The 22352-nt window shown below is 64.3% G+C and carries 19 protein-coding genes and 1 pseudogene; 16 read left to right on the top strand and 4 right to left on the bottom strand.

The features are described from left to right. Window positions 1-8: 8 nt before the first annotated feature. Window positions 9-1055 (top strand): ABC transporter ATP-binding protein, encoded by a 1047-nt coding sequence (locus JQ587_RS22580; protein WP_212426748.1) that lies wholly within the window; start codon window positions 9-11, stop codon window positions 1053-1055. Between the two features lie 120 nt (window positions 1056-1175). Beyond that, window positions 1176-2276, top strand: coding sequence for a DNA polymerase IV (gene dinB / locus JQ587_RS22575; RefSeq protein WP_212426747.1), 1101 nt, complete (start codon window positions 1176-1178; stop codon window positions 2274-2276). Between the two features lie 57 nt (window positions 2277-2333). On the opposite strand, the gene JQ587_RS22570 is transcribed toward dinB, so the two are convergent. Further along, window positions 2334-4493, bottom strand: coding sequence for an exonuclease domain-containing protein (locus JQ587_RS22570; protein ID WP_212300624.1), 2160 nt, complete (start codon window positions 4491-4493; stop codon window positions 2334-2336). Window positions 4494-4731: 238 nt separating this feature from the next. Between JQ587_RS22570 and JQ587_RS36755 the strand changes: the two genes are divergently transcribed. After that, the gene (locus tag JQ587_RS36755) at window positions 4732-5583 is read left to right on the top strand and encodes a VOC family protein (protein WP_249154457.1); all 852 of its coding nucleotides are present in this window, start codon (window positions 4732-4734) and stop codon (window positions 5581-5583) included. 103 nt (window positions 5584-5686) lie between these two features. Further along, window positions 5687-6405 (top strand): annotated as a pseudogene (locus JQ587_RS22560) (DUF72 domain-containing protein). Here the strand turns inward: JQ587_RS22560 and JQ587_RS22555 are convergent. The 3 genes from JQ587_RS22555 to JQ587_RS22545 form a co-directional block, all read right to left on the bottom strand. Further along, entirely contained in the window at window positions 6402-6575 is a 174-nt protein-coding gene (locus tag JQ587_RS22555; protein ID WP_167354020.1) for a hypothetical protein, read from the bottom strand. The pseudogene JQ587_RS22560 and the gene JQ587_RS22555 sit on opposite strands and share 4 nt — an antisense overlap. A gap of 16 nt (window positions 6576-6591) precedes the next feature. Then, window positions 6592-7668, bottom strand: coding sequence for a flavodoxin family protein (locus tag JQ587_RS22550; RefSeq protein WP_212300623.1), 1077 nt, complete (start codon window positions 7666-7668; stop codon window positions 6592-6594). A gap of 114 nt (window positions 7669-7782) precedes the next feature. Further along, complete coding sequence (locus tag JQ587_RS22545; protein WP_212300622.1) at window positions 7783-8391, bottom strand: cysteine hydrolase family protein; 609 nt, start codon at window positions 8389-8391, stop codon at window positions 7783-7785. 392 nt (window positions 8392-8783) lie between these two features. Here JQ587_RS22545 and JQ587_RS22540 point away from each other — a divergent pair, with 392 nt between their 5' ends. From JQ587_RS22540 to JQ587_RS22485, 12 genes are all read left to right on the top strand, one after another. Then, the gene (locus tag JQ587_RS22540; RefSeq protein WP_212300621.1) at window positions 8784-10034 is read left to right on the top strand and encodes an ABC transporter substrate-binding protein; all 1251 of its coding nucleotides are present in this window, start codon (window positions 8784-8786) and stop codon (window positions 10032-10034) included. A gap of 131 nt (window positions 10035-10165) precedes the next feature. Next, the gene (locus JQ587_RS22535) at window positions 10166-10993 is read left to right on the top strand and encodes a helix-turn-helix transcriptional regulator (protein WP_212300620.1); all 828 of its coding nucleotides are present in this window, start codon (window positions 10166-10168) and stop codon (window positions 10991-10993) included. A gap of 318 nt (window positions 10994-11311) precedes the next feature. Further along, window positions 11312-12322, top strand: coding sequence for a branched-chain amino acid ABC transporter permease (locus JQ587_RS22530; protein WP_212300619.1), 1011 nt, complete (start codon window positions 11312-11314; stop codon window positions 12320-12322). Between the two features lies 1 nt (window position 12323). Continuing rightward, window positions 12324-13412, top strand: a complete 1089-nt coding sequence (locus JQ587_RS22525; RefSeq protein ID WP_212300618.1) for a branched-chain amino acid ABC transporter permease — start codon at window positions 12324-12326, stop codon at window positions 13410-13412. Next, complete coding sequence (locus tag JQ587_RS22520; protein WP_212300617.1) at window positions 13405-14187, top strand: ABC transporter ATP-binding protein; 783 nt, start codon at window positions 13405-13407, stop codon at window positions 14185-14187. The genes JQ587_RS22525 and JQ587_RS22520 overlap by 8 nt, the downstream gene beginning before the upstream one ends. Further along, window positions 14180-16390, top strand: coding sequence for an ABC transporter permease (locus JQ587_RS22515; RefSeq protein ID WP_212426746.1), 2211 nt, complete (start codon window positions 14180-14182; stop codon window positions 16388-16390). The genes JQ587_RS22520 and JQ587_RS22515 overlap by 8 nt, the downstream gene beginning before the upstream one ends. 3 nt (window positions 16391-16393) lie before the next feature. Then, window positions 16394-17227 carry a phosphoenolpyruvate hydrolase family protein gene (locus JQ587_RS22510; protein WP_212426745.1) on the top strand — a complete coding sequence of 278 codons (834 nt, stop codon included), beginning with the start codon at window positions 16394-16396 and terminating at the stop codon, window positions 17225-17227. A gap of 26 nt (window positions 17228-17253) precedes the next feature. Continuing rightward, complete coding sequence (locus tag JQ587_RS22505) at window positions 17254-20154, top strand: flotillin family protein (protein WP_212426744.1); 2901 nt, start codon at window positions 17254-17256, stop codon at window positions 20152-20154. A gap of 10 nt (window positions 20155-20164) precedes the next feature. Beyond that, on the top strand, window positions 20165-20602 hold the full coding sequence (locus JQ587_RS22500) for an SRPBCC family protein (RefSeq protein WP_212426743.1): 438 nt from the start codon (window positions 20165-20167) through the stop codon (window positions 20600-20602). Window positions 20603-20605: 3 nt separating this feature from the next. Continuing rightward, window positions 20606-21049 (top strand): SRPBCC family protein, encoded by a 444-nt coding sequence (locus JQ587_RS22495; RefSeq protein WP_212300612.1) that lies wholly within the window; start codon window positions 20606-20608, stop codon window positions 21047-21049. Then, window positions 21050-21868 (top strand): FAD binding domain-containing protein, encoded by an 819-nt coding sequence (locus tag JQ587_RS22490; protein WP_212300611.1) that lies wholly within the window; start codon window positions 21050-21052, stop codon window positions 21866-21868. A 5-nt stretch (window positions 21869-21873) separates the two neighbouring features. Further along, window positions 21874-22350, top strand: coding sequence for a (2Fe-2S)-binding protein (locus JQ587_RS22485; protein ID WP_212300610.1), 477 nt, complete (start codon window positions 21874-21876; stop codon window positions 22348-22350). The last annotated feature ends 2 nt before the right edge of the window (window positions 22351-22352 follow it).

Below are 22352 nucleotides of genomic sequence, written 5' to 3'. Positions count from 1 at the left end.
GATCCTCCATGCCCAAATCCGGCCCCGCTTCCGTCGAGTTCAGACATGTCAGCATGCGCTACGGCGCGGTAATCGCCGTGGAAAATGTCAGTTTCACGATCCGCGCAGGCGAACTCGTGACACTCCTCGGCCCTTCCGGCTGCGGCAAGACGACGACCTTGCGCATGATCGCCGGCCTCGAGATCGCGAGCGAGGGGCAGATCCTGATCGGCGGCAAGGATGTGACACGGCTCTCGGCGGCGGACCGCGACGTCAGCATGGTCTTCCAGTCCTATGCGCTGTTCCCGCATATGACCGTGCTGGAGAACGCAGCCTATGGGCCGACGGTGAAAGGCCTGCGAAAGGCGCAGGCCGAGGCGATGGCGCTCGAGAAGCTCGCTTTGGTCGGACTCAAAGGCTTCGAGAAGCGCTACCCGGCCGAGTTGTCCGGCGGTCAGCAGCAGCGCGTCGCCGTAGCGCGCGCTCTCGTGCTGGAGCCGCAGGTCCTGCTCTTCGACGAACCGCTGTCCAACCTCGACGCCAAGCTCAGGCGCAAGGTGCGGCAGGAGATCCGCGAGCTCCAGCAGTCGCTGAACCTTACCGTCGCCTATGTCACGCATGACCAGGAGGAGGCGCTAGCCGTCTCCGACCGCATCATCGTGATGTCGAATGCGAAGATCGCGCAACAAGGTTCTCCGCGTGAGCTTTATGAAGCGCCCGCGAACAGCTTCGTCGCTGATTTCATCGGCGATGCCAATCTCGTCGAGGTGACGATCGACGCGGTCGAGGGCGGGCAGGCACAAGTCAGGTTGGGGCCGCTGCACCTGACGCTTCCCGCGCGCGGCCTCACTCCTGGGCCGGCAAAGGCTGCCATTCGACCACACGGCATCGTGCTCGGCGACGGCCTTGCAGGAACAGTCAGAAAATCCTCTTACCTCGGCGATCACGTCGAGATGATCGTCTCGACACCGATCGGCGAGCTTTTTGTCATCAGCCGGCAAACCAATGAGCTTCCGGCTGAAGGTGCAGCGATCAGCCTGTCACTAGCCCAACAAAATATTGCTCTCGTTCGGTGACGGACCCGCGTTCGAGCGACAATGCCATCCACGACCGCGCCCGCATCCGCAGGATGAAGGAACGACAGCAGGCGCACACACCACCTCGCGATTCTCTCGGCACAATAGTATCATCCGCGCATGAAGGAAACCGGCGCCGTGGAAGGCAGCGTGACGCGTGTTCGCAAGATCATCCATATCGACATGGATGCCTTCTACGCGTCCGTAGAACAGCGCGACAACCCGGAGCTGCGCGGCAAGCCCGTCGCTGTGGGTGGTTCGGCCGAGCGCGGCGTCGTCGCAGCAGCGAGCTATGAAGCGCGCAAATTCGGCGTTCGATCCGCGATGCCCTCGGTTACCGCGAAGCGGCAATGTCCCGACTTGGCTTTTGTCAAGCCGCGCTTCGAGGTCTACAAGGCAGTCAGCCGGCAGATCCGCGAGATTTTTGCCGAGCACACGGAGATCATCGAGCCCCTCTCCCTCGACGAGGCCTATCTCGACGTGACCGAAAACCTGCAAGGGATTCCGCTGGCCCGCGATATCGCGCTGCGGATCCGCGAGAAGATCAAGGCCGAGACCGGCCTCAACGCTTCAGCGGGCATCTCCTACAACAAGTTCCTGGCAAAGCTCGCCTCCGATCACCGCAAGCCCAACGGCCAGTTCGTGATTTCTCCGGAGATGGGACCCGCCTTCGTGGAGACGCTGCCCGTCGGCAAGTTCCACGGGATCGGGCCGGCAACAGGTGCGAAGATGAATGCGCTCGGGCTGTTTACCGGTCTCGACATCCGCAACCAGACGCTCGAGTTCATGAACGCGAACTTCGGCAAATCGGCCGCCTACTATTACTGGATCTCGCGCGGTGTCGACGAGCGGCCGGTGCGCGCCAACCGGATCCGCAAGTCTATCGGCGCGGAGACCACGTTCTCGAACGACCTCGCCGAATTCGACGCGCTGGTCGTCGAGTTGCGCCCTCTCGTCGACAAGGTCTGGCGCCATTGCGAGACGACCGGCAGCCGGGGTCGCACCGTCACTTTGAAGATCAAATTTGCTGACTTCGAGATCGTCACGCGCAGCAGGTCTGTGCCTGCGCCGGTCGCTGGCCGGGACGAGCTGGAGCGCCTCGCCTGCGGCCTGCTCGAAGTCGAGATGCCGCTGCCGAAACGGGTCAGGCTCCTCGGTGTCTCGCTGTCGTCCCTCCACGCCGGAGACGATCCGGAACCACAACTGACCTTCGGCATCTGATCCGACTGAAATACGCCGAACCGGCCCAGGGGTGGCAAATCACCGCGTGGTTCAGGATCAGGCCGCAATCTCTTTCGTCCTGCTCCCGCCCTCATCGCGTTTGGCATTGATCAGGTTGAGGAGGTGGGCCGCAGCGCGTGCGTCAGATAGAGCGCGATGATGGTTCTTCAGCTCGATGTTGTAGGCTCGGGTGAGCTTGCCCAGCCCGTACGACTTGTGACCGGGGTAGTGCCGGCGCATGCCGGCACAAGTGCAGAGCTTTGGAAAGCGGAAACGGCGTTCGAGGCGTTCATACTCTGCGGCAATGAAACCATAGTCGAAGTTGACGTTATGGGCGACGAACACGCCGTCAGCCATAAATTGCATGAGGCTGTCCGCGACTTCCGCGAACAATGGCGCGTGCCGCACCATCTCGTTGGTGATGCCGGTCAATGAGACGATCTTCGCCGGGATCGATCGCTGGGGATTGAGCAGCGAATGCCACTCCGCTACGACCTCATGATTGCGGATCTTGACGGCGCCGATCTCGGTGATGCGATCCCCGCCGGTCCAGCCGCCGGTGGTCTCGATGTCCACGACGACATAGTCCTGGTCCGGATCGAAACGGAAATCGGCCCGGCCGATTTCCGAAGGGATGCCGGCGTTGCCGAGCTGGCGAAGCCGCGTCAGCTGGTTGCGCCTGATGACGTCGCCCTCTGCCTTCACCTCCATGAACGAGACGGCGCCGTTGGCCACGAGCATGAGATCGGGAAAACCATCGCGCATCGCGCGATAGTCCTCGCACATCAGGCGAAGGATACTGGCAAGGCCAGTCGCACGCGCGCCTGCGAGCAGCGCGCGGATTGCATCCATATCGACGTGATCCCAGGCGAACACGCCGTTCGCCTTCCCCGATTTTGCGGCGACGGTCCGCAGCATCCGGGGTAGCGCGGCGTTCGACGCGACGGCATCCAGCTTCACCTCGATCTGGGGAGAGAACAACCGTGCGAAGGTTCTGTCCTTGAGGCAATGCGGCATCCAGTCGAAGCCGCTGTGCAGCTGTCCGGATTCGAACAGCTCGTCCCAGAACAGCAACCCGAACAGGCAATGCCAAAGCGTGTTTTCGGCGTGGAAGACCTCGAGGCCCTGCCGGCGCAGGACGCCGGCGATTCCTGCTTCCGGGCTGCCGCGCCAAGTATCGTCGACCCGGAGCGTTCGCCCTGCCCGAAGCAGCTCCGTGCAAAGTCCCGTCCGGCGTCCATCGAACTTCCGGGCATAGAAATCGCTCGCGAAGACGAATTCATCATCACTGGCAGGATCGTCGATCATACGACGCAACAGTTCCTCAGCCGCGCCCTTGTCGCCTTCCGCGTAGAGCAGACGGGCGAGCCGCTCGTGGCACTCGGCCGAGGAGCCAGCGCGGTAGAGCTGGATCGCCAGCGCGGCCTCGCCCTTCTTCTCGAAGTGCAGACCTGCTTTGTGCGCCGCGCGGCTCCTGAGATCTGTCGCGTAATCCGTGGGGCAGACAGGCCCCCCGAGAACCTCGGCAACGGAGTTGCGATATACCTCGTCCGATTTGGCCTCGAGCTGACGCAGCAGGCGGGCGTAATGAAAGCAGGCCCTCGCTTCATCCGCGTCGGCAAATCGGGCGCTGAAATCCACCTGGTCGTTCGTGCGCAAGATACCGAGATCGCGCAGCGCGAAATTCTTGAGGTTGTCCTCTGTCTTGCCGAAGTAGAGATAGAGCAGAAACTCCAGCGGCTCGGTGTCACCGAGCGCGATGAACGCCTCGCCCCCGCAATGCCTCAACGCAGTACCGAACGACAGATTGGCGAGACAATACTCCGTCAGCTTGGCCTTGGGCCACGAGGCCCGGACATCGCTCATGCCGGCCGCCTTGGTGCCATCGAACAGGATCGGCTTTGCAAGACATGCCAAGAACGCGGCGTAATCCTTTTCAGTCAGCTCTCGGACATGGCCGGCGAGACCAAGCTCCCCCAGCGCGCCGACGGGATCGGCAATCTCGGCATACCTGAACGTAGAGGGATTGAAGACCGTGCCGCTCCGGTTGACCATCCGGATGAACAAGCACTGGGCGTCCTTCGACAGCGACGAGAAGCGAGCGACAAACGCGCGATGCCTTTCGGTCAGCACCGGACCATAGGTGTCGCAAACGAAGCTCAGCATCTCCGTGAAGTGGTCGTGGTAGTAGTAGACCGGCAGGACAGGCAGCGTCATCCGCGCTTCGCCCTCGGCGCGGCGCCGCACGATCCCGCTCTCGTCGACGATACGTGGCCGGCGGAGATGCCGGCTGCTCCTGATTCATGGGCGCCCATGTTCGACATTTGTTCTTTTTAAAAGGCTGTGTCAAGCTCAGAACTTCAGACATCGACAGGCAAGCATCGTGAAGTTTCGCCGGTTGAACTGACATCCTTCGCCGCGCATCGAAAACGGAACCAACGCGCTGATTCGTGCCTTGAAGATCGAGGAGGATCAACATGGCACGTACAGCATGGAAACGTCCCGGCTCGCCAATCGGCAAGAAGGGACCGCGCAAGGCAAACCCCTCGTACAAGCGTCGGTCACGTCAGCCGTGGTCGGCGGCGGACGTCAGGATGTTGCGGCAGCTTGCGAAGGGCAACACTCCAACAGGCGTCATGAGCATCAAGCTTCAGCGTCCCATCGCGGCGATCCGCAGCAAGGCGCAACGCGAGGGCATCTCACTGAAGCCAGTCAATCGCTCGCCCTACGACCGGCGAGCGACCAAGTCGCGCACAGCGAAGCGGCGACGCTGATCGAGCAAGCCCGGCTTTCCTCGCGAGGCCGGGCCCCCCGCGTTGACGACGACGGCTTTGGCGCCGGGGAACTCCTCGTCAGTGAGGGAGAACAGCAGATGATCCATCATGTTTCGGTCGGCACGAACGACGTTCGCCGCGCGCAGGCATTTTACGACCCGCTGATGCGGCTGATCGGCTTTCGCCTCATCAAGGCCTCCCCGACCGCGATTCACTATGGCGCTTCCGACATCGCTTTCAGCCTGGAAACGCCGGTCGACGGTCGCCCGGCGTCCGCGGGCAATGGAGTGCACATCGCCTTCCAGGCGCCCGACCGAGACACCGTCAGGCGTTTCCACCGGATCGCGCTCGATCATGGCGGAGCCGACGAAGGCGCGCCGGGGATACGGGCGAACTACAACGCGAACTATTTCGGCGCGTTTGTCCGTGACCTCGATGGCAACAAGATCGAGGCGGTCACTTACACCGCGAGGGAGAGCTTCGACTTATTAGCTACATCGAAGGAGGCGCCCAAAAAGGATGCCGACCTCTAACAAACGATGAGGCCGCGCCTGGTCGCACGAGCTCTCGAGGATTTAGGAACCGTCGCGCAGCGCAGTCTCTTACCAGACAGTCCCATGGAGAGAGCGTCGGAAGATGGCGCGCGTTCTGGTTGGCACGTCCGGCTGGCACTACGACTCCTGGCGGGGTCCGTTCTTCCCGGGCGGGCTGCCGCTGAAGCAACAGCTGCGCTACTACGCCGGTCAGTTCGAGACCACCGAGCTGAACGGTGTATTCTATCGGACGCCAACGCCGGAAGCGGTCGAGGCATGGCGAGAACAGACCGGCGGCGACTTCATCTTCGCCTGGAAGGCCTCACGCATTGGAAGCGCCTGACTGATCGCTCCCAAAACAGCCTTGACCTGCTGGAAGACCGCATTTCCTTCCTGCGAGGCAAAGTGGGGCCCATCCTCTTCCAGCTGCCGCCGCAATTCGAGGCAAATGCCGACAGGCTCGCCTCATTCTTCAAGCTGCTGTCGAAGAAGCGCCGCTACAGTTTCGAATTTCGTCATCCGAGCTGGTATCAGCCGCGCATCCTGCGAATGCTGGCAGATGAGAACATCTCACTCTGCCTGTCGGACCATCACGATGCACCGGCGCCCTGGAAGCGGACGGCGGATTTCGTCTATGTGCGCGGCCACGGCCCGAGCGGACGCTATCACGGCCACTATACCCGGCAGACGCTGGCGCAATGGGCGCGCCGCATCAAATCCTGGAAGCGGCAAGGCTGCGATGTCTATGTCTATTTCGACAATGACCAGAAGAGCGCGGCTCCGGCCGACGCACTCAAGTTGAAGACGCTGCTTCCGGACTAGGGCCCGCCCGCGACTGAACCTGCGATCACCATGACAAGCTCGGCAAGGTCGATCTTGCCGTTGACGACCAGCTCCTCGGAAGAGCCTTCGACCTTCAGCGCTTGCGGCCGGTTGGCTGCCTGGCGCTTGAGTTCGCCGACAATGGATTCCTTGAGCTTTTCTTCGAGCATCGATCCTCTCCATCCGTCATTTGGGGTTGGGGTCCTCGAGACCGGCGGCCGGCTCCTGCATCTGGCCACTCCGCGCAAGCCAGACAGCGTTGCCGAGCGCGCGCGCCGTGTTCAGCACCTGCTGCTGGAATTCCGCGTCTTCATCGAACGCGCGGTGAGAGGTCGCGTAGGGCTCCATGTGGCCGACGTAACCGTCGAGCTCACCGAAGCGGCCGGCCGAAATCAGGTGCATGTCGGTTAGCCAGTCGGACAGGGTCCGGCGCACGCCCTCGGCGCCGACGCTGTCGCCGTGAACGATCAGTCCGAAATGCCGGCCGGCGAGATGGCGAGGATACGACCAGCCCTTCAACTCAATGGCCTTGGCTTCAGCGGCCTTCTTGCCATGGGTCGATGTCGGATCCGGATTGCCGCCGTCCGCGCAGACCAGGCGATCCATCATCGCTTTGAGGCCGCCCGGCACGTGATACCAGTTCACCGGCGTCACGATCAGGATGCCGTGGGCTGCGACCCAGAGCGGATAGATCTCGTTCATCCAGTCGCTGGCCTGGCCGAGCGAATAGTTCGGATAGCAGCTGCATGGCCAGTGGCAGAGCGGCATGGCCGTCGACACGCAGAACTTGCAGGGATGAATGGTCTTGCCGAACTCGGAGGTGAGCCGCGAAAGATCGAGGATGTCGACGACGAATCCCATCTCGGCAAACGCAGGCTCGGCCAGCTTGACCATGCGCCAGGTCTTGGACATCTCGCCGGGACAGGTGTGCTCGCTGCGGGCCGCGCCGTTGACGATCAGAATGCGCGGCGTCGCCCCGGCATCGTCATGCTGCCGTTGCGCCTTCAATATCGCAGCCCGGGTGTTGAGCCAGCCGATCGGCAGATCGTAATCCGGATCAGAAAAACCAGCTCCCGCCTTCTGCGTCAACGGAGCTTTGCGCGAATGGCTGTAGGCATCCCAGGCGGCGCCGACGATCGCGTCGAGCTCGCGCGCCAGCGGTGCAAAGGCGGGGTCGACGAACTGGCTTCTGTACCGGCGTTCAAACTCATCCCGCGACAGCTTGACCGGCGGCATCCCTTTCCGAACATCCGGTTCCGTCATGCTGGCTCCTCGATCCGTAGGCGCGATCACATCAACCCGAGGCTCACGGTGCGGTTCCTGATGGCTACGCGTCACTGGCCTCAACGCGACCGGCGAGCCATAGCGGTCGTGTCGCTATTCGCGCCAACACTCCGCCAGCGCCTCCGACGTCACCAGATCCACCTGGCCGTGGAAGCGCGTGCGATACATCGTCATGAGCGCATCATGGCCGACATCCGACGAGCTGCACAGCGCGTCCTCCACGATCACGACCCTGAAGCCGAGATCAACGGCGCTCAGCACCGTCGAGAGGACGCAAACGTCCGTCTCTGCGCCTGAAATCACCACCGTTCCGATCCCAAGCTCGACCAGCAGGCTCGCCAGGGCCGGATTGCTGAAGGCCGAGTAAGCCGGCTTGTCGACGATGCGTAATGGCGGCACGTATCGGGCGAGAGCCGGTACGAGCTCCAGCGCGGACGGTGGAAGCTGATCGCGGGTCGCCTGATGCCAGCGTCGAAAATAGCTCTGCCACTGACCGGGGCGTTCTTCCGGCATCTTCGGCGTGATGAAGCGCGTAAAGATCGTCCGCGGCTGATGGCGCGAAACGATCTCGACGATCGTCGGCAGAACGGGCTCCATCCAGGGCGTTTCCCAAAGACCGCCCGGCGCGAAAATATTCTGCATGTCGATGCAGAGATGGACCGCGTCCCGGATTTCGACGACGTCCGACTTGCTGCTTCTCATCGTCCTCCACCGCCGGCGGGCCGCGACATTCTGCGCGCGTGAGTGCGTCCAGCATTACAAACCTGCCCAATGACGAGCCGTTCCAAACCGCCATTGCAGGCAAGATCGAGGAGTTGTCGGTCGTCCTCGCGGTCGACGGCGTTGAGGTTCGAATCTGGCTGCAGCCACGCGTTGCCTGACGACTGCTATTGCACCGCGGAACGCTTTGCGACGCACCATTCAAAATGAGACTGCCTGTTAAGCGGCACATGCCTGCGACGCGTGCGCTGCGTCTGACTTCGGTTAGCCTCCAGCTCAAGAACAGTTGGCCTTGCCCGGACGCCGCATTCGTACGGCCGACGCGCGAGGGTGCGGTGAAAAACAGCGACAAAAACGCCCCAGGGAGGAGAGCAATGTTGAAAGGCAGTCTAGGACTGATTGCGTTGAGCAGCCTGCTATTGTCAGGCACCGCATTCGCACAAGAAAAGATCAAGGTCGGCGTCACTGCGACGCTCGAAGGCACCTACACCGTACTGGGCGAGGACGGCATCCGCGGCTTCCAGACTGCACTCAACGTGCTCGGCAAGAAGATCGGCGACAAGGAGCTCGAATTCGTCATCGCCTCGACTGACGCGACGCCCGATTCCGCGGTGCGCGCCGTGCGAAAGCTGATTGAGCAGGACAAGGTGCAGATTTTGCTGTCGCCGCTGTCGGGAGACGAGGGCATCGCGGTCAAGAATTTTGCAAAGACCCATCCGGAGCTGACGTTCATCAACGCGGCCTCCGGCGCCCAGGAAACGACTTATGTCGATCCGGCTCCGAACTTCTTCCGCTACAACATGGATGGCGCGCAGTGGCAGGTCGGCCTCGGCAAATACGCCTATGAAGAGAAGAAGTATCGCAAGATCGCGACCGTCGGCGAGGACTATTCCTTCATCTACACCCAGGTGTTCGGCCTCGTGCTCGAATTCTGCGGCATGGGTGGACAAGTCACGAACCGGCAATGGGTGCCGCTCGGCACCAAGGACTTTGCTTCGGTCATCGCCGCCCTGCCCGACGACGTCGACGCGATTTATCTCGGTCTCGGCGGCGCCGACGCCGTCAACTTCCTCAACCAGTATCAGCAGGCCGGCGGCAAGGCGCATCTGATGGGCGGTTCGATCATGATCGACCAGACCATCCTGTCTTCCAAGGGCAACGCCAAGAACGCGCTGGTCGGCACGCTGGCCGCGAGCGGCCAGGCCGACACCTGGGAGGATCCGGGTTGGCAAAAATTCGTGAAGGACTATCAGGACGCCTTCCCGCCCAACAAGCGCTTCCCGAGCCCGTCTCTGCTCGCGACCAACTATTACGGCTCGACCATGGCGTTGATCCTGGCGCTGCGCCAGGTCAACGGCGATCTCAGCGACAACCAGTCCAAGTACAAAGCTGCGCTGGCGAAGATCGAGCTCGATGCGCCCAACGGCAAGATCAAGCTCGACGCCAATCGCCAGGCGATCGGCACCAACTTCGTCACCGAGGTTGTCGACGACGGCAAGGGCGCGCTGTTCTCGAAGGTCGTGAAGGTGATCCCGAACGTCAACCAGACGCTGGGCTACGACCCCGCAGTATTCGCCAAGATCGGTCTGCCAAGCCGTACAGTACCGGAATGTAAGAAGTACTGACGCAGTCGCATCAGCGACGCCATGACTGACCGGGGAGAGATTTTCAAGACGCGGACATCGTGCGCCCTTGCATTCTCTCCCCGGTTGTTGAACGCTATCAAGAAAAGAGAAGGGCGATTGGGAGGGAAGGCATGAGCCGTGCGCTCGCCGTCTTCCACGGCCGCTTCGGCCGGGCGACGGTCTATCAGTTGAACCGCCCCTTCAACATCCACGCACATCGCGAAGGTCATTTGATCTTCCATGTCGGGGGACGTCCCGCATGTATCGATGTCAACGACGGACGTTACCAGCTCGCCGAAGGTTCAGTCGTCGCGGTCAATCCATGGGAGCCGCACAATTTCCTGCCATCCGATCTCGAGGGCGGCGCGGTTTTCTTCGTGCTCTATGTCAATGCGGAGTGGTTCGCGCCCGATGCACCCGGCGCCGACCGCCTTCGCTTCGGGCGGACGCAGTTCACCCGGTCGCCCGCGCTGGACAAGCATATTAGGCACGCAGCCGCCCTTGTGTGCGGCGCACCTTCGCTAAATAGCCTCGATGGCGAGCTGAGGCGTCTGATCGACGTCTGCTACGACGAAAGCTGGCAGCAGGCCGAGCTCGCGCGGGATCCGCGCACGAACGGCGCTGTTACCGATTTTCGCGTGCGCAAGTGCATCAAAATGATGTCGGAGAGCCCCGGCGCCGAGATCGAGCTCGACACCATCGCGCGCGAATCCGGGTTGTCACGCCCCCATTTCTACCGACTGTTCCGCACCCAGACCGGTGTGACCCCTCACCTCTATCTCAACACGCTGATGATGGAGCAGGCGCTGGAGGCGCTGGTGGCGAGCGAAGCGCCGATCGCCGATATCGGCTTCGATCTAGGCTTCTCCTCGCAGAGCGGCTTCACTCGATTCTTCGCCGCCAATGTCGGGATGGCGCCGACCGATTATCGCCGTGCGGCCAAGGTTTTGCGCGGCTGACCAGCGCGCGAAAAGATACTCACGATCAAGTGCCTTCCTCGCCGCCCCACTAGGATGGGCGGAACGCGATCCCGGCAAGAGGATCGCGCACAGTAGGGAGCGCATGTTCATGGCAGGGCTTGCGGCCGGCAACGGTCTGCGTGCCACTTCGCCCCGCTTGCGGGGAAAGGGGGAGTCTCCACGAGGTCGGTGGCAGTTCGACCCGCGGAGACTCCCCTTCACCCGCTCCGGAGCCTATCATCGGGCGCGCCTTCGGCGCGACCCGTTGGGCGCGACCTCTCCCCGCAAGCGGGGCGAGGTGAAGACGGAGCGGCGACCATGACCCGCTTTGTCGAACGCCATCCCGCATGGGCGCTGATTGTCATCATCGCGGTGGCAGTGGCGCTGTGGCTGATCTTCGCTGTATGGCCTCCCGGCCTTGAAGAGGCGATCGGCCGCAAGCGGGTTTTCCTCAACGCGCTCTTCAACGGCATCACGCTCGGCGGCCTCTATTTCCTCGTCGCCAGCGGCTTCACGCTGATCTTCGGCCTGATGCGCAACGTCAATCTCGCGCACGGCTCGCTCTATCTGTTCGGCGGCTATGTCGGCTACGCCATCAGCGCCTCGACCGGCTCCTGGATCCTGTCCTTCATCGTCGCCTTCATCCTGACGGCGCTGGTCGGCGTCCTGCTTCAGGTCCTCGTGTTCCGCCGCATGGAGGGCCAGGATCTGCGTCAGACCATGGTGACGATCGGGCTGTCGATCGTGTTCGCCGATCTGATGCTGTGGGCCTGTGGCGGTGACTTCTACCAGATCGAGACCCCAAGCTGGCTGATCGGTCCGATCGAGCTGCCGCTGATCACCGCATTGAAATCCTCGGGCGAGCCGGTCCATCTGCGCTATCCGCTAGTGCGACTCGTGATCTTCCTGGCCTCGGTGATCATTGGCATCGCGATGTGGCTCGCGCTCAACCGCACCCGGATCGGGATGATCATCCGCGCCGGCGTTGACGATCGCGACATTCTTGCCGCCACCGGCGTGCGGATCCAGATCGTCTTCGTGCTGGTCTTCGCGCTCGGTGCCGGTCTTGCCGGTATCGCAGGCGTCGTGGGCGGCACTTTCCAATCGCTCTCGCCCGGCGAGGACATCCGCTTCCTGCTCGCATCCCTCGTGGTCGTGATCGTCGGCGGCATGGGCTCGATCCCGGGTGCTGCGCTCGGTGCGCTGATCATCGGCCTCGCCGAGCAGCTCGGCTCGGTCTACATCCCGACCTACGCCATCGTCGTGACCTTCCTGATCATGGTGCTGGTGCTGGCGCTTCGGCCGCAGGGCCTGCTTGCGAGGCGCTGAGATGTCGGTCACCCATGATGCTCACATTCAGGTGCGCAACCCCGCCTCAACAGCGCAGCGCCCGGCCGCGCGCGCCTGGCCCGACATCAACAATCCCGCGGCCTGGATTGTCGCGGCCATCCTGCTGATCATGCCGCTGATCGCCAACGGCTTCTTCCTGATCGAGATCTTTGCGACGACGCTGATCCTCGGCACCATCGCGCTCAGCCTGATGTTCCTGGCCGGCTACGGCGGCATGGTCAGTCTGATGCAGCTCACCATCGCGGGCTTTGCCGCCTACATGGTCGCGGTGTTCGGCGTCAGCGGCAACGCCAATATCAGCCTTGGCTGGCCGTGGTGGCTGGCAGTGCCGATGGCGCTGATGCTGGCGACGATCTTCGGCACACTGGGCGGCGCGCTCGCGGTGCGCACCGAGGGCATCTACACCATCATGATCACGCTCGCGATCGGCGCGGCGTTCTATTATTTCACCAACCAGAACTGGGCGATCTTCAACGGCCATACTGGCATCAACAATGTCGGAACGCCGCATTTCTGGGGCGTCGACTGGCGCTGGGATATTCCCTTCTACTATGTCGTACTCGCGGTTGCCGCGATCTGCTATTTCGCTGTCGACTACATTTCGCGGGCTCCGTTCGGCCTGGCGCTTCAGGGCGTGCGTGACAACCCGCGCCGCATGGCCGCGCTCGGGTTCAACGTCAATGCGCACCGTGTCGCGGCCTATGCGGTGGCGTCCTTCATCGCGGGCCTCGCCGGCGTGCTGCAGGTCTGGAACTATCGCCAGATCTCGCCGGGCTCGGTCAGTGTCGGTGCCTGCATTGACGTCCTCATCATCGCCGTCGTCGGCGGCATCACGCGGCCGGTGGGCCCCTATATCGGCGCGCTGGTCTTCGTTCTCTTGCGCACCTTCGCGCTCGACTTCCTGGTCAAGATCGGGCTCGACGGCAACCGGTTCCGGCTGCTGATCGGGCTCGGCTTCCTCGCCATCGTGTTCTGGTCGTCGGACGGCGTGATCGGCCTGTGGCAGCGCTGGCGCCAGAGCTATTACTCCCAGTCGGATCGTCCGGCCGGAGGGCGTGGCCATGGATAGTGTCGCCCGGCGCCTCTCCGCTGTCGGTGCCGGTGCGGCACTGGAGCTGCGCGGCGTGACACGGCTGTTCGGCGCGCTCGCGGCCTTGACCGACGTCACCATCACGGTACGTCCCGGCGAGCGGCGCGCGGTGCTCGGCTCCAACGGCGCCGGCAAGACCACGCTGTTCAACTGCATCACCGGGGACTTCCCGCCGACCTCGGGCACAATCCGCTTCTTCGGCGAGGACGTCACGCACTTTCCGCCCTATGAGCGCATCCGCCGTGGGCTCCGACGGACCTATCAGATCTCCGCGCTGTTTCCCGGCCTCACCGTCCAGGACAATGTCTATCTCGCCTGCCGCGGCGTCTCGCGCGGACGCTTCTCGTTCCTGCGACCGGGCCAGAACGACGCGCTGATGCATGCAGCCGACGGTCTGGTGCAAGCCGTGCATCTCTCCGCGGTCAAGGATCAGCGCGTCGCCGAGCTTGCCCACGGGCAACAGCGCCAGCTCGAAATTGCATTGGCGCTTGCCGGTGCGCCGCGCTTCGTGCTGTTCGACGAACCCGCCGCCGGCCTTTCGCCGACCGAGCGGGTCGAGCTGGTCGAGATTCTGACATCGCTGCCGGCGCACATCGGTTACATCATCATCGAGCACGACATGGACGTGGCGCTGCGCGTCGTCGAGAGCGTGACGATGATGCACAACGGCCGCATCTTCAAGGAAGGCCTGCCGGAGGAGATCCAGTCCGACCCTGAGGTGCAGGAGCTTTATCTCGGAGGCGGCCATGAATGAGACCCGCCGCTCCCCCGCAGCGCTCGAGGTCCGCGGCCTCGACGTCTATTACGGCCATTCGCATGCCCTCCAGGGTGTCGACCTCTCGCTCGATGCCGGCGTGTTCTCCGTCGTCGGCCGCAACGGCATGGGCAAGACGACGCTGTGCAAGGCGATCATGGGCCTCGTGCCGGTGAGTGGCGGCTCGATCCGCGTCCGCGGTGAGGACATCACGCGGCGGCCGCCCGCCCGTATCGCCCGCCTTGGCGTCGGCTATGTCCCGCAAGGCCGGCGGCTCTGGCGCTCGCTCAGCGTTGACGAGCATCTGCGGCTCGCCGGCGGGATGCGCTCCGGCGCCTGGACCGTCGAGCGGATCTACGACACCTTTCCGCGGCTCGCCGAGCGCAAGGACCATGGCGGCGGCCAGCTCTCCGGCGGCGAGCAGCAGATGCTCGCAATCTCGCGCGCGCTTCTCACAAATCCGCAGTTGCTCATCATGGATGAGCCGACCGAAGGGCTCGCGCCCGTCATCGTCTCCCAGGTCGAGGACATGCTGCTGCAGCTCGGCGAGGACGGCGACATGTCCGTGCTCGTGATCGAGCAGAACATCGGCGTCGCCACCGCGATCTCGCGCAATGTCGCGATCATGGTCAACGGCCGTATCAACCGCATCATCGATTCGGTGCGGCTCGCTGCCGATCGCGAGCTTCAGCAGCGCCTGCTCGGCGTCGGGCTGCACGCCGAGCTCGAACCCGACGTCGATGTGCCGGCGGCCGGCGGCGAAGCAAAGCCGGCTCCGCCACCCGCGCGCGCAAGCGGGCCGATCCGGATCTATATCTCCAACCCGATCCCCCCGACGCGCTGGTCGCAGCCAGTCCCGATCGGACGGATCGAAGCGGCAGCGCGAACGTTGTCGACGCAGGTCTCGCGTCTCGACGAGACCGCGCGGCGCAAACGTGAGCCGATGACGGCGCCGACTTCGGGGCCACCGGTGGTGCTCGTCGTCGGCACGCTCGACACCAAGGGAACCGAACTCCGCTTCATCCGCGACATCATTGCCGAAAGCGGGCTACGCACCCGGCTGGTCGATGTCTCCACCAGCGGCAAACACGCAACATCCGATGTCTCCGCGCAGGAGATCGCCCTGAACCACGGCCGCGGCGGATCGGCGGTGTTCGGTCCGGACCGCGGTGTCGCGGTGGCGGCGATGGCGGATGCGTTCGCCAATTGGATCAAGCGCCAGGGCAATATCGCCGGCGTGATCTCCGCCGGCGGCTCTGGCGCAGCGTCGCTGGTTGCGCCTGCCATGCGCACCCTCCCCGTCGGCGTGCCCAAGTTGATCATATCCTCGGTCGCCTCGGGCGACGTCGCGCCATACGTCGGGCGGGCCGATATCACCATGATGTACTCGGTCACCGACGTGCAGGGCCTCAACTCGATCTCACGCGCGGTGCTGTCGAATGGCGCCAATGCTATCGCCGGCATGGTCAAGGCGCGGCTCGATCAACGCGAGGCAAGGGAACGTGGCCCCGGTTTGCCGTCGGTTGGCATCACCATGTTCGGCGTCACCACGCCTGCGGTGCAGAAGATCGCGGCCGATCTGCGCGATGACTTCGAGTGTCTCGTCTTCCACGCCACAGGCGTCGGCGGCCGCTCGATGGAGAAGCTTGTCGACTCCGGTCAGCTATCAGGCGTCATCGACCTCACCACCACCGAGATCTGCGACCTCCTCATGGGCGGCGTATTTCCGGCGACAGAGGATCGCTTCGGCGCGATCATCCGCACCCGCGTACCCTATATCGGATCGGTCGGCGCGCTCGACATGGTCAATTTCGGTGCGCCCGACACCATCCCGGAGCGCTATCGCGGCCGCAAATTCCACGTTCACAATCCGCAGGTGACGTTGATGCGGACGACGGCAGAGGAAAACGAGCGCATGGGCCGCTGGATCGGCGAGCGGCTCAACCAGATGGACGGGCCGGTGCGCTTCTTCCTGCCCGAGGGCGGCGTCTCGGCGCTCGATGCCCGCGGCCAGCCGTTCTGGGACCCCGATGCCGATGCCGCCCTGTTCCGCGCGCTGGAGCGCACGGTGCGCGCGACCGGCAACCGGCAACTGATCCGCGTCAAGCAGAACATCAACGATCCCGAGTTCGCCTCGACCATTGTCAGCGCGCTCCGAACGCTGTTCGGCCGCGGCGGGGCGCGCCGGAGACTAGCGAGGTGACCGATGGCCCGGTTTGAACGCGCGCCCCTCCTGAAGCGGTTTCGCGAGATGGCGAAGCGCGGCGAGCCCATTGTGGGCGGCGGTGCCGGCACCGGCTTGTCGGCCAAGTGCGAGGAAGCCGGCGGCGTCGACCTTATTGTGATCTACAATTCCGGTCGCTATCGGATGGCTGGCCGCGGCTCGCTCGCGGGGCTGATGCCCTACGGAGACGCCAACGCCATCGTATTGGAGATGGCTGGCGAAGTCCTGCCCGTGGTCAGCAAAACGCCCGTGCTCGCCGGCGTCAACGGCACCGATCCATTCCGCGACATGGACGTGTTTCTCGACCAGCTTAAGGCGCTCGGCTTCGCCGGGGTGCAGAACTTTCCGACCGTCGGCCTGATCGACGGCGTCTTCCGGGCCAATCTCGAAGAGACCGGCATGTCCTACGCGCTGGAGATCGACATGATCGCCAAGGCACGCGAGAAAGACTTGCTGACGACGCCCTACGTCTTCAGCGAAAAGGAAGCCGCGGCCATGGCGATCGCCGGCGCGGACATCATCGTCTGTCACCTCGGGCTCACCACCGGCGGCACGATCGGTGCGCAGACGGCGCCAAAGCTGAAAGACTGTCCGGCGCGCATCGACACCTGGGCCTCCGCCGCGCTCAGCGTCAATCCGGAGATCCTGGTGCTCGCCCATGGCGGCCCGATCGCGGATCCCGCAGACGCCGATTTCATCATGAAGAATACCCGCTACTGCCACGGCTTCTACGGGGCGTCCTCGATGGAGCGGCTGCCGGTGGAGCGGGCTTTGACGGAACAGGTACGCAAATTCAAGGCGATCGGCGCGCGATAACGCTTGCAAGATTGAGGGAGGGAAACATGTCAGGGATCCTGGTCGGCGAGCTCATGCTCTGGCTGATCGTCGCGATCATCGTGATCGTGGTCGGCGTCTACATCGTCAACTGGCTCTACCACCGTTCCTCCAAGGAGGTGTCGTTCGTCCGGACCGGCTTCCTCGGCGAACGCGTCGTGATCAACGGTGGCGCCTTCGTGCTGCCGTTTATCCACGCCTACACCCCCGTCAACATGAACGTGCTGCCGATGGGCATCGTGCGTTCGCGGCAGGACGCCGTGATCACCCGCGACCGCATGCGCGTCGATATCGAGGCCGACTTCTATGTCCGTGTGCAGCAGACCCGCGAGGCCGTCTCCATCGCGGCCGCCACCTTGGGACGCCGCACCCTGGAGCCGGAACAGCTTCACGCCCTGCTCGCCGGCAAGTTCATCTCCGCAATCCGCTCCGTCGCCTCCGAAATGACCATGGAGGAGATGCATGAGCGTCGCGGCGATTATGTCGCGCGCGTCAAGACAAATGCGGCCGAGGCCCTCGCCCAGAACGGCCTTGAACTCGAATCCGTCGCCATCACCGACCTCGACCAGACCGACCTCGAATTCTTCAACCCCTCGAACCGCTTCGACGCCGAGGGCTTGACCCAGCTGATGCAGGACATCGAAGCGCGGCGCAAGCTGCGCAACGACATCGAGCAGGACTCGATGATCAAGATCCGCACGCGCAATCTCGAAGCCGAACGGCAGGCGCTCGAAATCGAGCGCGAGAGCGAGACCGCGCGGCTGGAGCAGGAACGCGACATCGAGATGCGCCGTGCGCTTCAGCGCACCGAAGTCGCCCGCGAACGTGCGCTGCGCGAGACCGAGGCTGAGCAGGCCCAGATCTCTGCGCGTGAAGCCATCGAACGCTCGCGGATCGCCAACGAGCAGGCGATTGCCGAGGCCCGTATCGCTTCCGAGCGCGAGACGCGCCAGAAGGAGATCGAGCGCACCCGCACTATCGAGGAGAAGGAGCTGCTGGCACGCGAGGAGATCGAGAAGACCCGCATCGCCAATCAGCGCTCGATCGACACGACGCGGATCGCCTCCGAGCGCGAGGTCCGCCAGCGCGAGATCGAGCGGATGCGCACCGTCGAGGAAGCCGAGATCGCCGCGCGCGAGGCGATTGAGAAGGCCCGGATCCAGCAGGACCGCGTCGTCACCGACGCCCGCATCGCCAACGAGGAGGAGACGCGCCGCCGCGAGATCGAGCGCACCCGCGCCGTCGATGAGGCCGAGATCGCCGCCCGCGAAGCCACCGAGAAGGCCCGCATCGCGCAGACGCGGATTGTCAATGTCGAACGCATCTCCTCCGACGAACGCACCCGCGCGCTGGAGATCCAGCAGGTCCGCACCATCCAGGAGGCCGAGATCGAGGCGCAGCGCGCCGTCGAGGCCGCCCGGATCGCCCGCGAACGGACGCTCGCCGCCGAACGCATCGCCGCCGAGCAGAACACGCGGCAGCTCGAAATCGAGCGCAACCAGACGCTCGAGGTCGCCGGCATCGCCGCGCGCGAGACCACAGAGGCCTCGCGCATCGCCCAGGAGGAGCGCGTCCGCTCGCTGGAGATCGCCCGCAACCGCGCCGTCGAGGAGGCCGATATCGCCTCCCGCGAAGCGATCGAGGCGGCCCGCATCGCTCAGGAGAAGGCGGTCGCGGCCGAGCGCATCCAGGCCGAACGCGACACGCGCTCGCTCGAAATCGAACGCACCGGCGTGCTGGAGGCGGTTGAGCTGAAGCGGCGCGACGCCATCGAGCGCCAGCGCATCGTGGTCGATCTCGCGCTGGAGGCCGAACGGATCAATTCGTCCAAGAAGCGCGAGGTGCTCAATATTGAGCAGAAAAAGGCGATCGAGATTGCCGACGAGGACCGCATCATCGCCCTCTCCGCCAAGAAGTCCGAGCGGATCGACGCCGACCGCCAGGTTCGCCAGGCCGAGATCGTCGCTCGCAAGGAGGTCGAGACTACCGATGTCTCGCGCGAGCAGGCCCTCGAAGCCGCCCGCCTCGAGCGCCGCCGCTCGATCGAGCAGCTCGAGGTCGCCCGCGTCCAGTCACTGCAGGAGGCCGAGATTGCCTCCCGCGAAGAGGTCGAGCGCGCGCGCATCGCCTCCGACCGCGGCCTGGACGAGGCCCGCATCGGTCGCGAGCGCGAGCTGCGCAAGCTCGAGGTTATCAGAGAGAAGGAGGTCGAGACGGTCCTGATGGAGAAGGCGATCGCCATTCACCAGAAATCGCTGGAGGAGTCCGCCGCCAAGGCGATGGCGGAAGAAGCACGGATGCGGGCCACCGAAGCGACCGAGCGCGTGATCACTGCGCGCGAGAGCGAGATTGCCAAGCGCCGCAAGACCGTCGAGGTGCTGCTCGCCGAGAAGCAGGCCGAGGAGACCCGGATTGCCGCCGAAGCCGAGCGCGTGCGCGCAGCCGTCGAGGCCGAAGCGCAGCGGATGCTCAATGAGGCCGAGAACGTGCTCACCGACCAGGCGCGCTACTCTCTGTTCCGCCGAAAACTGCTAGACCGCATCGAGGGTATCGTGCGCGAGAGCGTCAAGCCGATGGAGAAGATCGAGGGCATCCGCATCCTCCAGGTCGACGGCCTCAACGGCAATGGCCACGGCGACAATGGTGGACGCAGCGCCACCGACGAGGTGATCGACTCGGCGCTGCGCTACCGCGTCCAGGCGCCGCTGATCGACTCCATCCTCTCCGACATCGGCGTCGAGGGCGGCAGCCTCGCGAAGATGCCGGGCCTGATCCGCGAAGCCCGCGACATGCAGGGCATCAAGGATTCCGCGCGCAAGGGTGGTGGCGACAAGCCGGCCGCTTCCCCGCCTGCGGCCGAGAGCGGTGGCGAGCCGCCGGCCGAGCGCGGTCCGCGGAAGAAGAGCTGAGGTCTGCCCCATGCCCCGCGTCTACGTCTCCACCGTCGTCAACGCGCGCAATGATCGCGTCTGGGCGCGCGTGCGCGATTTCAACGGCCTGCCGAACTGGCATCCCGCGATCGCCGAAAGCCGGATCGAGGGCGGAGAGCCCTCGGACAAGATCGGCTGCGTCAGGGATTTCCGTTTGCGCAACGGCGACCGCATTCGCGAGAAGCTGCTTGGCCTCTCCGACTACGACATGTTCTGCACCTATTCGATCCTGGAATCCCCAATGGGCGTCGAGAACTACGTTGCGACCTTGCGGCTCACGCCAGTCACTGACGGTGACCAAACCTTTGTCGAATGGACCGCCGAGTTCGATTGCGCGCCGGAACGCGAGGCCGAGCTCGTCGGCAATATCGGCGGCGGCGTGTTCCAGGGCGGCTTTGACGCATTGAAGCGCGTGTTCGGAGGCTGATCCGTGCCGCATATCGTCAAGAGCACGATTTTGGATGCGCCGACCGATGCGGCGTGGGCCATGCTGCGCGATTTCAACGGGCATGATCGCTGGCATCCGGCGGTCGCGAGCTCGTCGATCGAGCGCGCGCATCCCGCGGACAAAATCGGCTGCGTCAGGCGTTTCAAACTAAAGGATGGCGCCGAGCTGCGCGAGCAATTGCTGGCGCTGTCGGACCTCGAGCAAAGCTTCAGCTACTGCCTGCTCGATACCCCGATCCCGATGTTCAACTACGTCGCCCACGTCCGCCTGCTGCCGGTCACCGACGGGGACCGCACCTTCTGGCACTGGGAGTCGCGCTTCACGACCAGGCCAGAAGACCGGGATCGCATCACCCACATGGTCGCCGAAGACATTTACCAAGCCGGGTTCGAAGCGATCCGCCGGCATCTGAAGGAGGCCGCCTAGATGGCCGTGACAGTGAAAACTTTTGCCAGCGCCAGCGAGGCGGCCGGGGCGCTGTCCTCGGACCGCAGTGCGCGCTATCTCGGCGGCGGCACGCTGGTGATGCGGGCGCTGAACGAGGGCGACGTCTCGATCTCGACCGTGGTCCGCGCCCAAGACCAGGCCCTGGCACGAATCGACGCATCCGGCCCGCGCGTCACGCTGGGTGCAGGCGTCACCTTCGCGCGCGTCCTCGCCGAACGCGACCTTGCCTTCCTGCATGCCCCTGCTCGTTCGATCGGCGGCCCGGCGGTGCGCAACATGGGGACAGTCGGCGGCAATCTCTTCGCCCCGAACCCTTATGGCGATTTCACCGTCGCGCTGCTGGCTCTCGACACCACCGTCGCCGTGCAAGGCGGATTTGGCTCACGCGACATCGGAATCGAAGAGTTTTTGCAGGCACGCGACCGGCAGGCAGGCACATTGGTCCTGTCCGTGTCCTGCACCCGGCCGGCGAGCACCGAAGCGTTCCGGTATCGCAAGATCGCGCGCATCAAGCCGAAGGGCGGCTCGGTCGTCACTCTGGCGGCGCATTTGCCAATCTCCGGCGGCCGGATCGCAGGTGCGCGGATCGCATTGGGGTCGATGGCCCCGACACAGATCCGCGCCCGTGCCGCCGAGCGGGCACTGGAAGGACGCTCGCTGGATGCCACGACTATCGCAGCCGCCGCATCCGCCGCCACGGAAGGAACATCGCCATCCGACAACGCGCTCGGCAGCGCCTGGTATCGCCGCGAGATCATCGGCGTGCATCTGCGCCGCCTGCTGTCGGGACAGGAATAGAGCCCATGTCCAAGATCCCCTTGCAATTTCGTCACAACGGCCGCGAGGTCGCGATCTTCGTCGACGGAGGCACCAATCTCCTGGTCGCGCTGCGCGAGCTTATCGGCGACATGACGCCGAAATTCGGCTGCGGTCAGGGCGGCTGCGGCACTTGCAGCGTGCTGATCGACGGCGAGCTTCACCTCTCCTGCCTGACGCTGGCGGAGACCGTCGCGGGCCGCTCCATCGAGACGCTAGACGGCATGAAGCAGGGCCCGAACCTGCATCCGCTGCAGCGCGCCTTCGCCGACAACTTTGCTGCTCAGTGCGGCTACTGCACGCCGGGGATGCTGATGGCCGCCAAGGCCCTGCTCGACCGCAATCCGTCGCCAAGCCGTGACGAGGTTATCGAAGCCATCTCCGGCAACATCTGCCGCTGCACCGGCTACGAGCCGATCATCAATGCCATCCTCGCCGCCGCCGGCGGCCGGATCAGCGCGTGAGG

The organism is Bradyrhizobium manausense (assembly GCF_018130615.1).
In the GTDB taxonomy this organism is placed as follows: domain Bacteria; phylum Pseudomonadota; class Alphaproteobacteria; order Rhizobiales; family Xanthobacteraceae; genus Bradyrhizobium; species Bradyrhizobium manausense_A.
This window is presented reverse-complemented; position numbering and strand designations above follow the sequence as displayed.

Bases quoted from the DNA above. Each gene is read 5' to 3' on its own strand.
- JQ587_RS22580 (WP_212426748.1), top strand. From the start codon at position 9: ATGCCCAAATCCGGCCCCGCTTCCGTCGAGTTCAGACATGTCAGCATG.
- dinB (WP_212426747.1), top strand. From the start codon at position 1,176: ATGAAGGAAACCGGCGCCGTGGAAGGCAGCGTGACGCGTGTTCGCAAG.
- JQ587_RS22570 (WP_212300624.1), bottom strand. From the start codon at position 4,493: ATGACGCTGCCTGTCCTGCCGGTCTACTACTACCACGACCACTTCACG.
- JQ587_RS22555 (WP_167354020.1), bottom strand. From the start codon at position 6,575: ATGCTCGAAGAAAAGCTCAAGGAATCCATTGTCGGCGAACTCAAGCGC.
- JQ587_RS22550 (WP_212300623.1), bottom strand. From the start codon at position 7,668: ATGACGGAACCGGATGTTCGGAAAGGGATGCCGCCGGTCAAGCTGTCG.
- JQ587_RS22545 (WP_212300622.1), bottom strand. From the start codon at position 8,391: ATGAGAAGCAGCAAGTCGGACGTCGTCGAAATCCGGGACGCGGTCCAT.
- JQ587_RS22540 (WP_212300621.1), top strand. From the start codon at position 8,784: ATGTTGAAAGGCAGTCTAGGACTGATTGCGTTGAGCAGCCTGCTATTG.
- JQ587_RS22535 (WP_212300620.1), top strand. From the start codon at position 10,166: ATGAGCCGTGCGCTCGCCGTCTTCCACGGCCGCTTCGGCCGGGCGACG.
- JQ587_RS22530 (WP_212300619.1), top strand. From the start codon at position 11,312: ATGACCCGCTTTGTCGAACGCCATCCCGCATGGGCGCTGATTGTCATC.
- JQ587_RS22525 (WP_212300618.1), top strand. From the start codon at position 12,324: ATGTCGGTCACCCATGATGCTCACATTCAGGTGCGCAACCCCGCCTCA.
- JQ587_RS22520 (WP_212300617.1), top strand. From the start codon at position 13,405: ATGGATAGTGTCGCCCGGCGCCTCTCCGCTGTCGGTGCCGGTGCGGCA.
- JQ587_RS22515 (WP_212426746.1), top strand. From the start codon at position 14,180: ATGAATGAGACCCGCCGCTCCCCCGCAGCGCTCGAGGTCCGCGGCCTC.
- JQ587_RS22510 (WP_212426745.1), top strand. From the start codon at position 16,394: ATGGCCCGGTTTGAACGCGCGCCCCTCCTGAAGCGGTTTCGCGAGATG.
- JQ587_RS22505 (WP_212426744.1), top strand. From the start codon at position 17,254: ATGTCAGGGATCCTGGTCGGCGAGCTCATGCTCTGGCTGATCGTCGCG.
- JQ587_RS22500 (WP_212426743.1), top strand. From the start codon at position 20,165: ATGCCCCGCGTCTACGTCTCCACCGTCGTCAACGCGCGCAATGATCGC.
- JQ587_RS22490 (WP_212300611.1), top strand. From the start codon at position 21,050: ATGGCCGTGACAGTGAAAACTTTTGCCAGCGCCAGCGAGGCGGCCGGG.
- JQ587_RS22485 (WP_212300610.1), top strand. From the start codon at position 21,874: ATGTCCAAGATCCCCTTGCAATTTCGTCACAACGGCCGCGAGGTCGCG.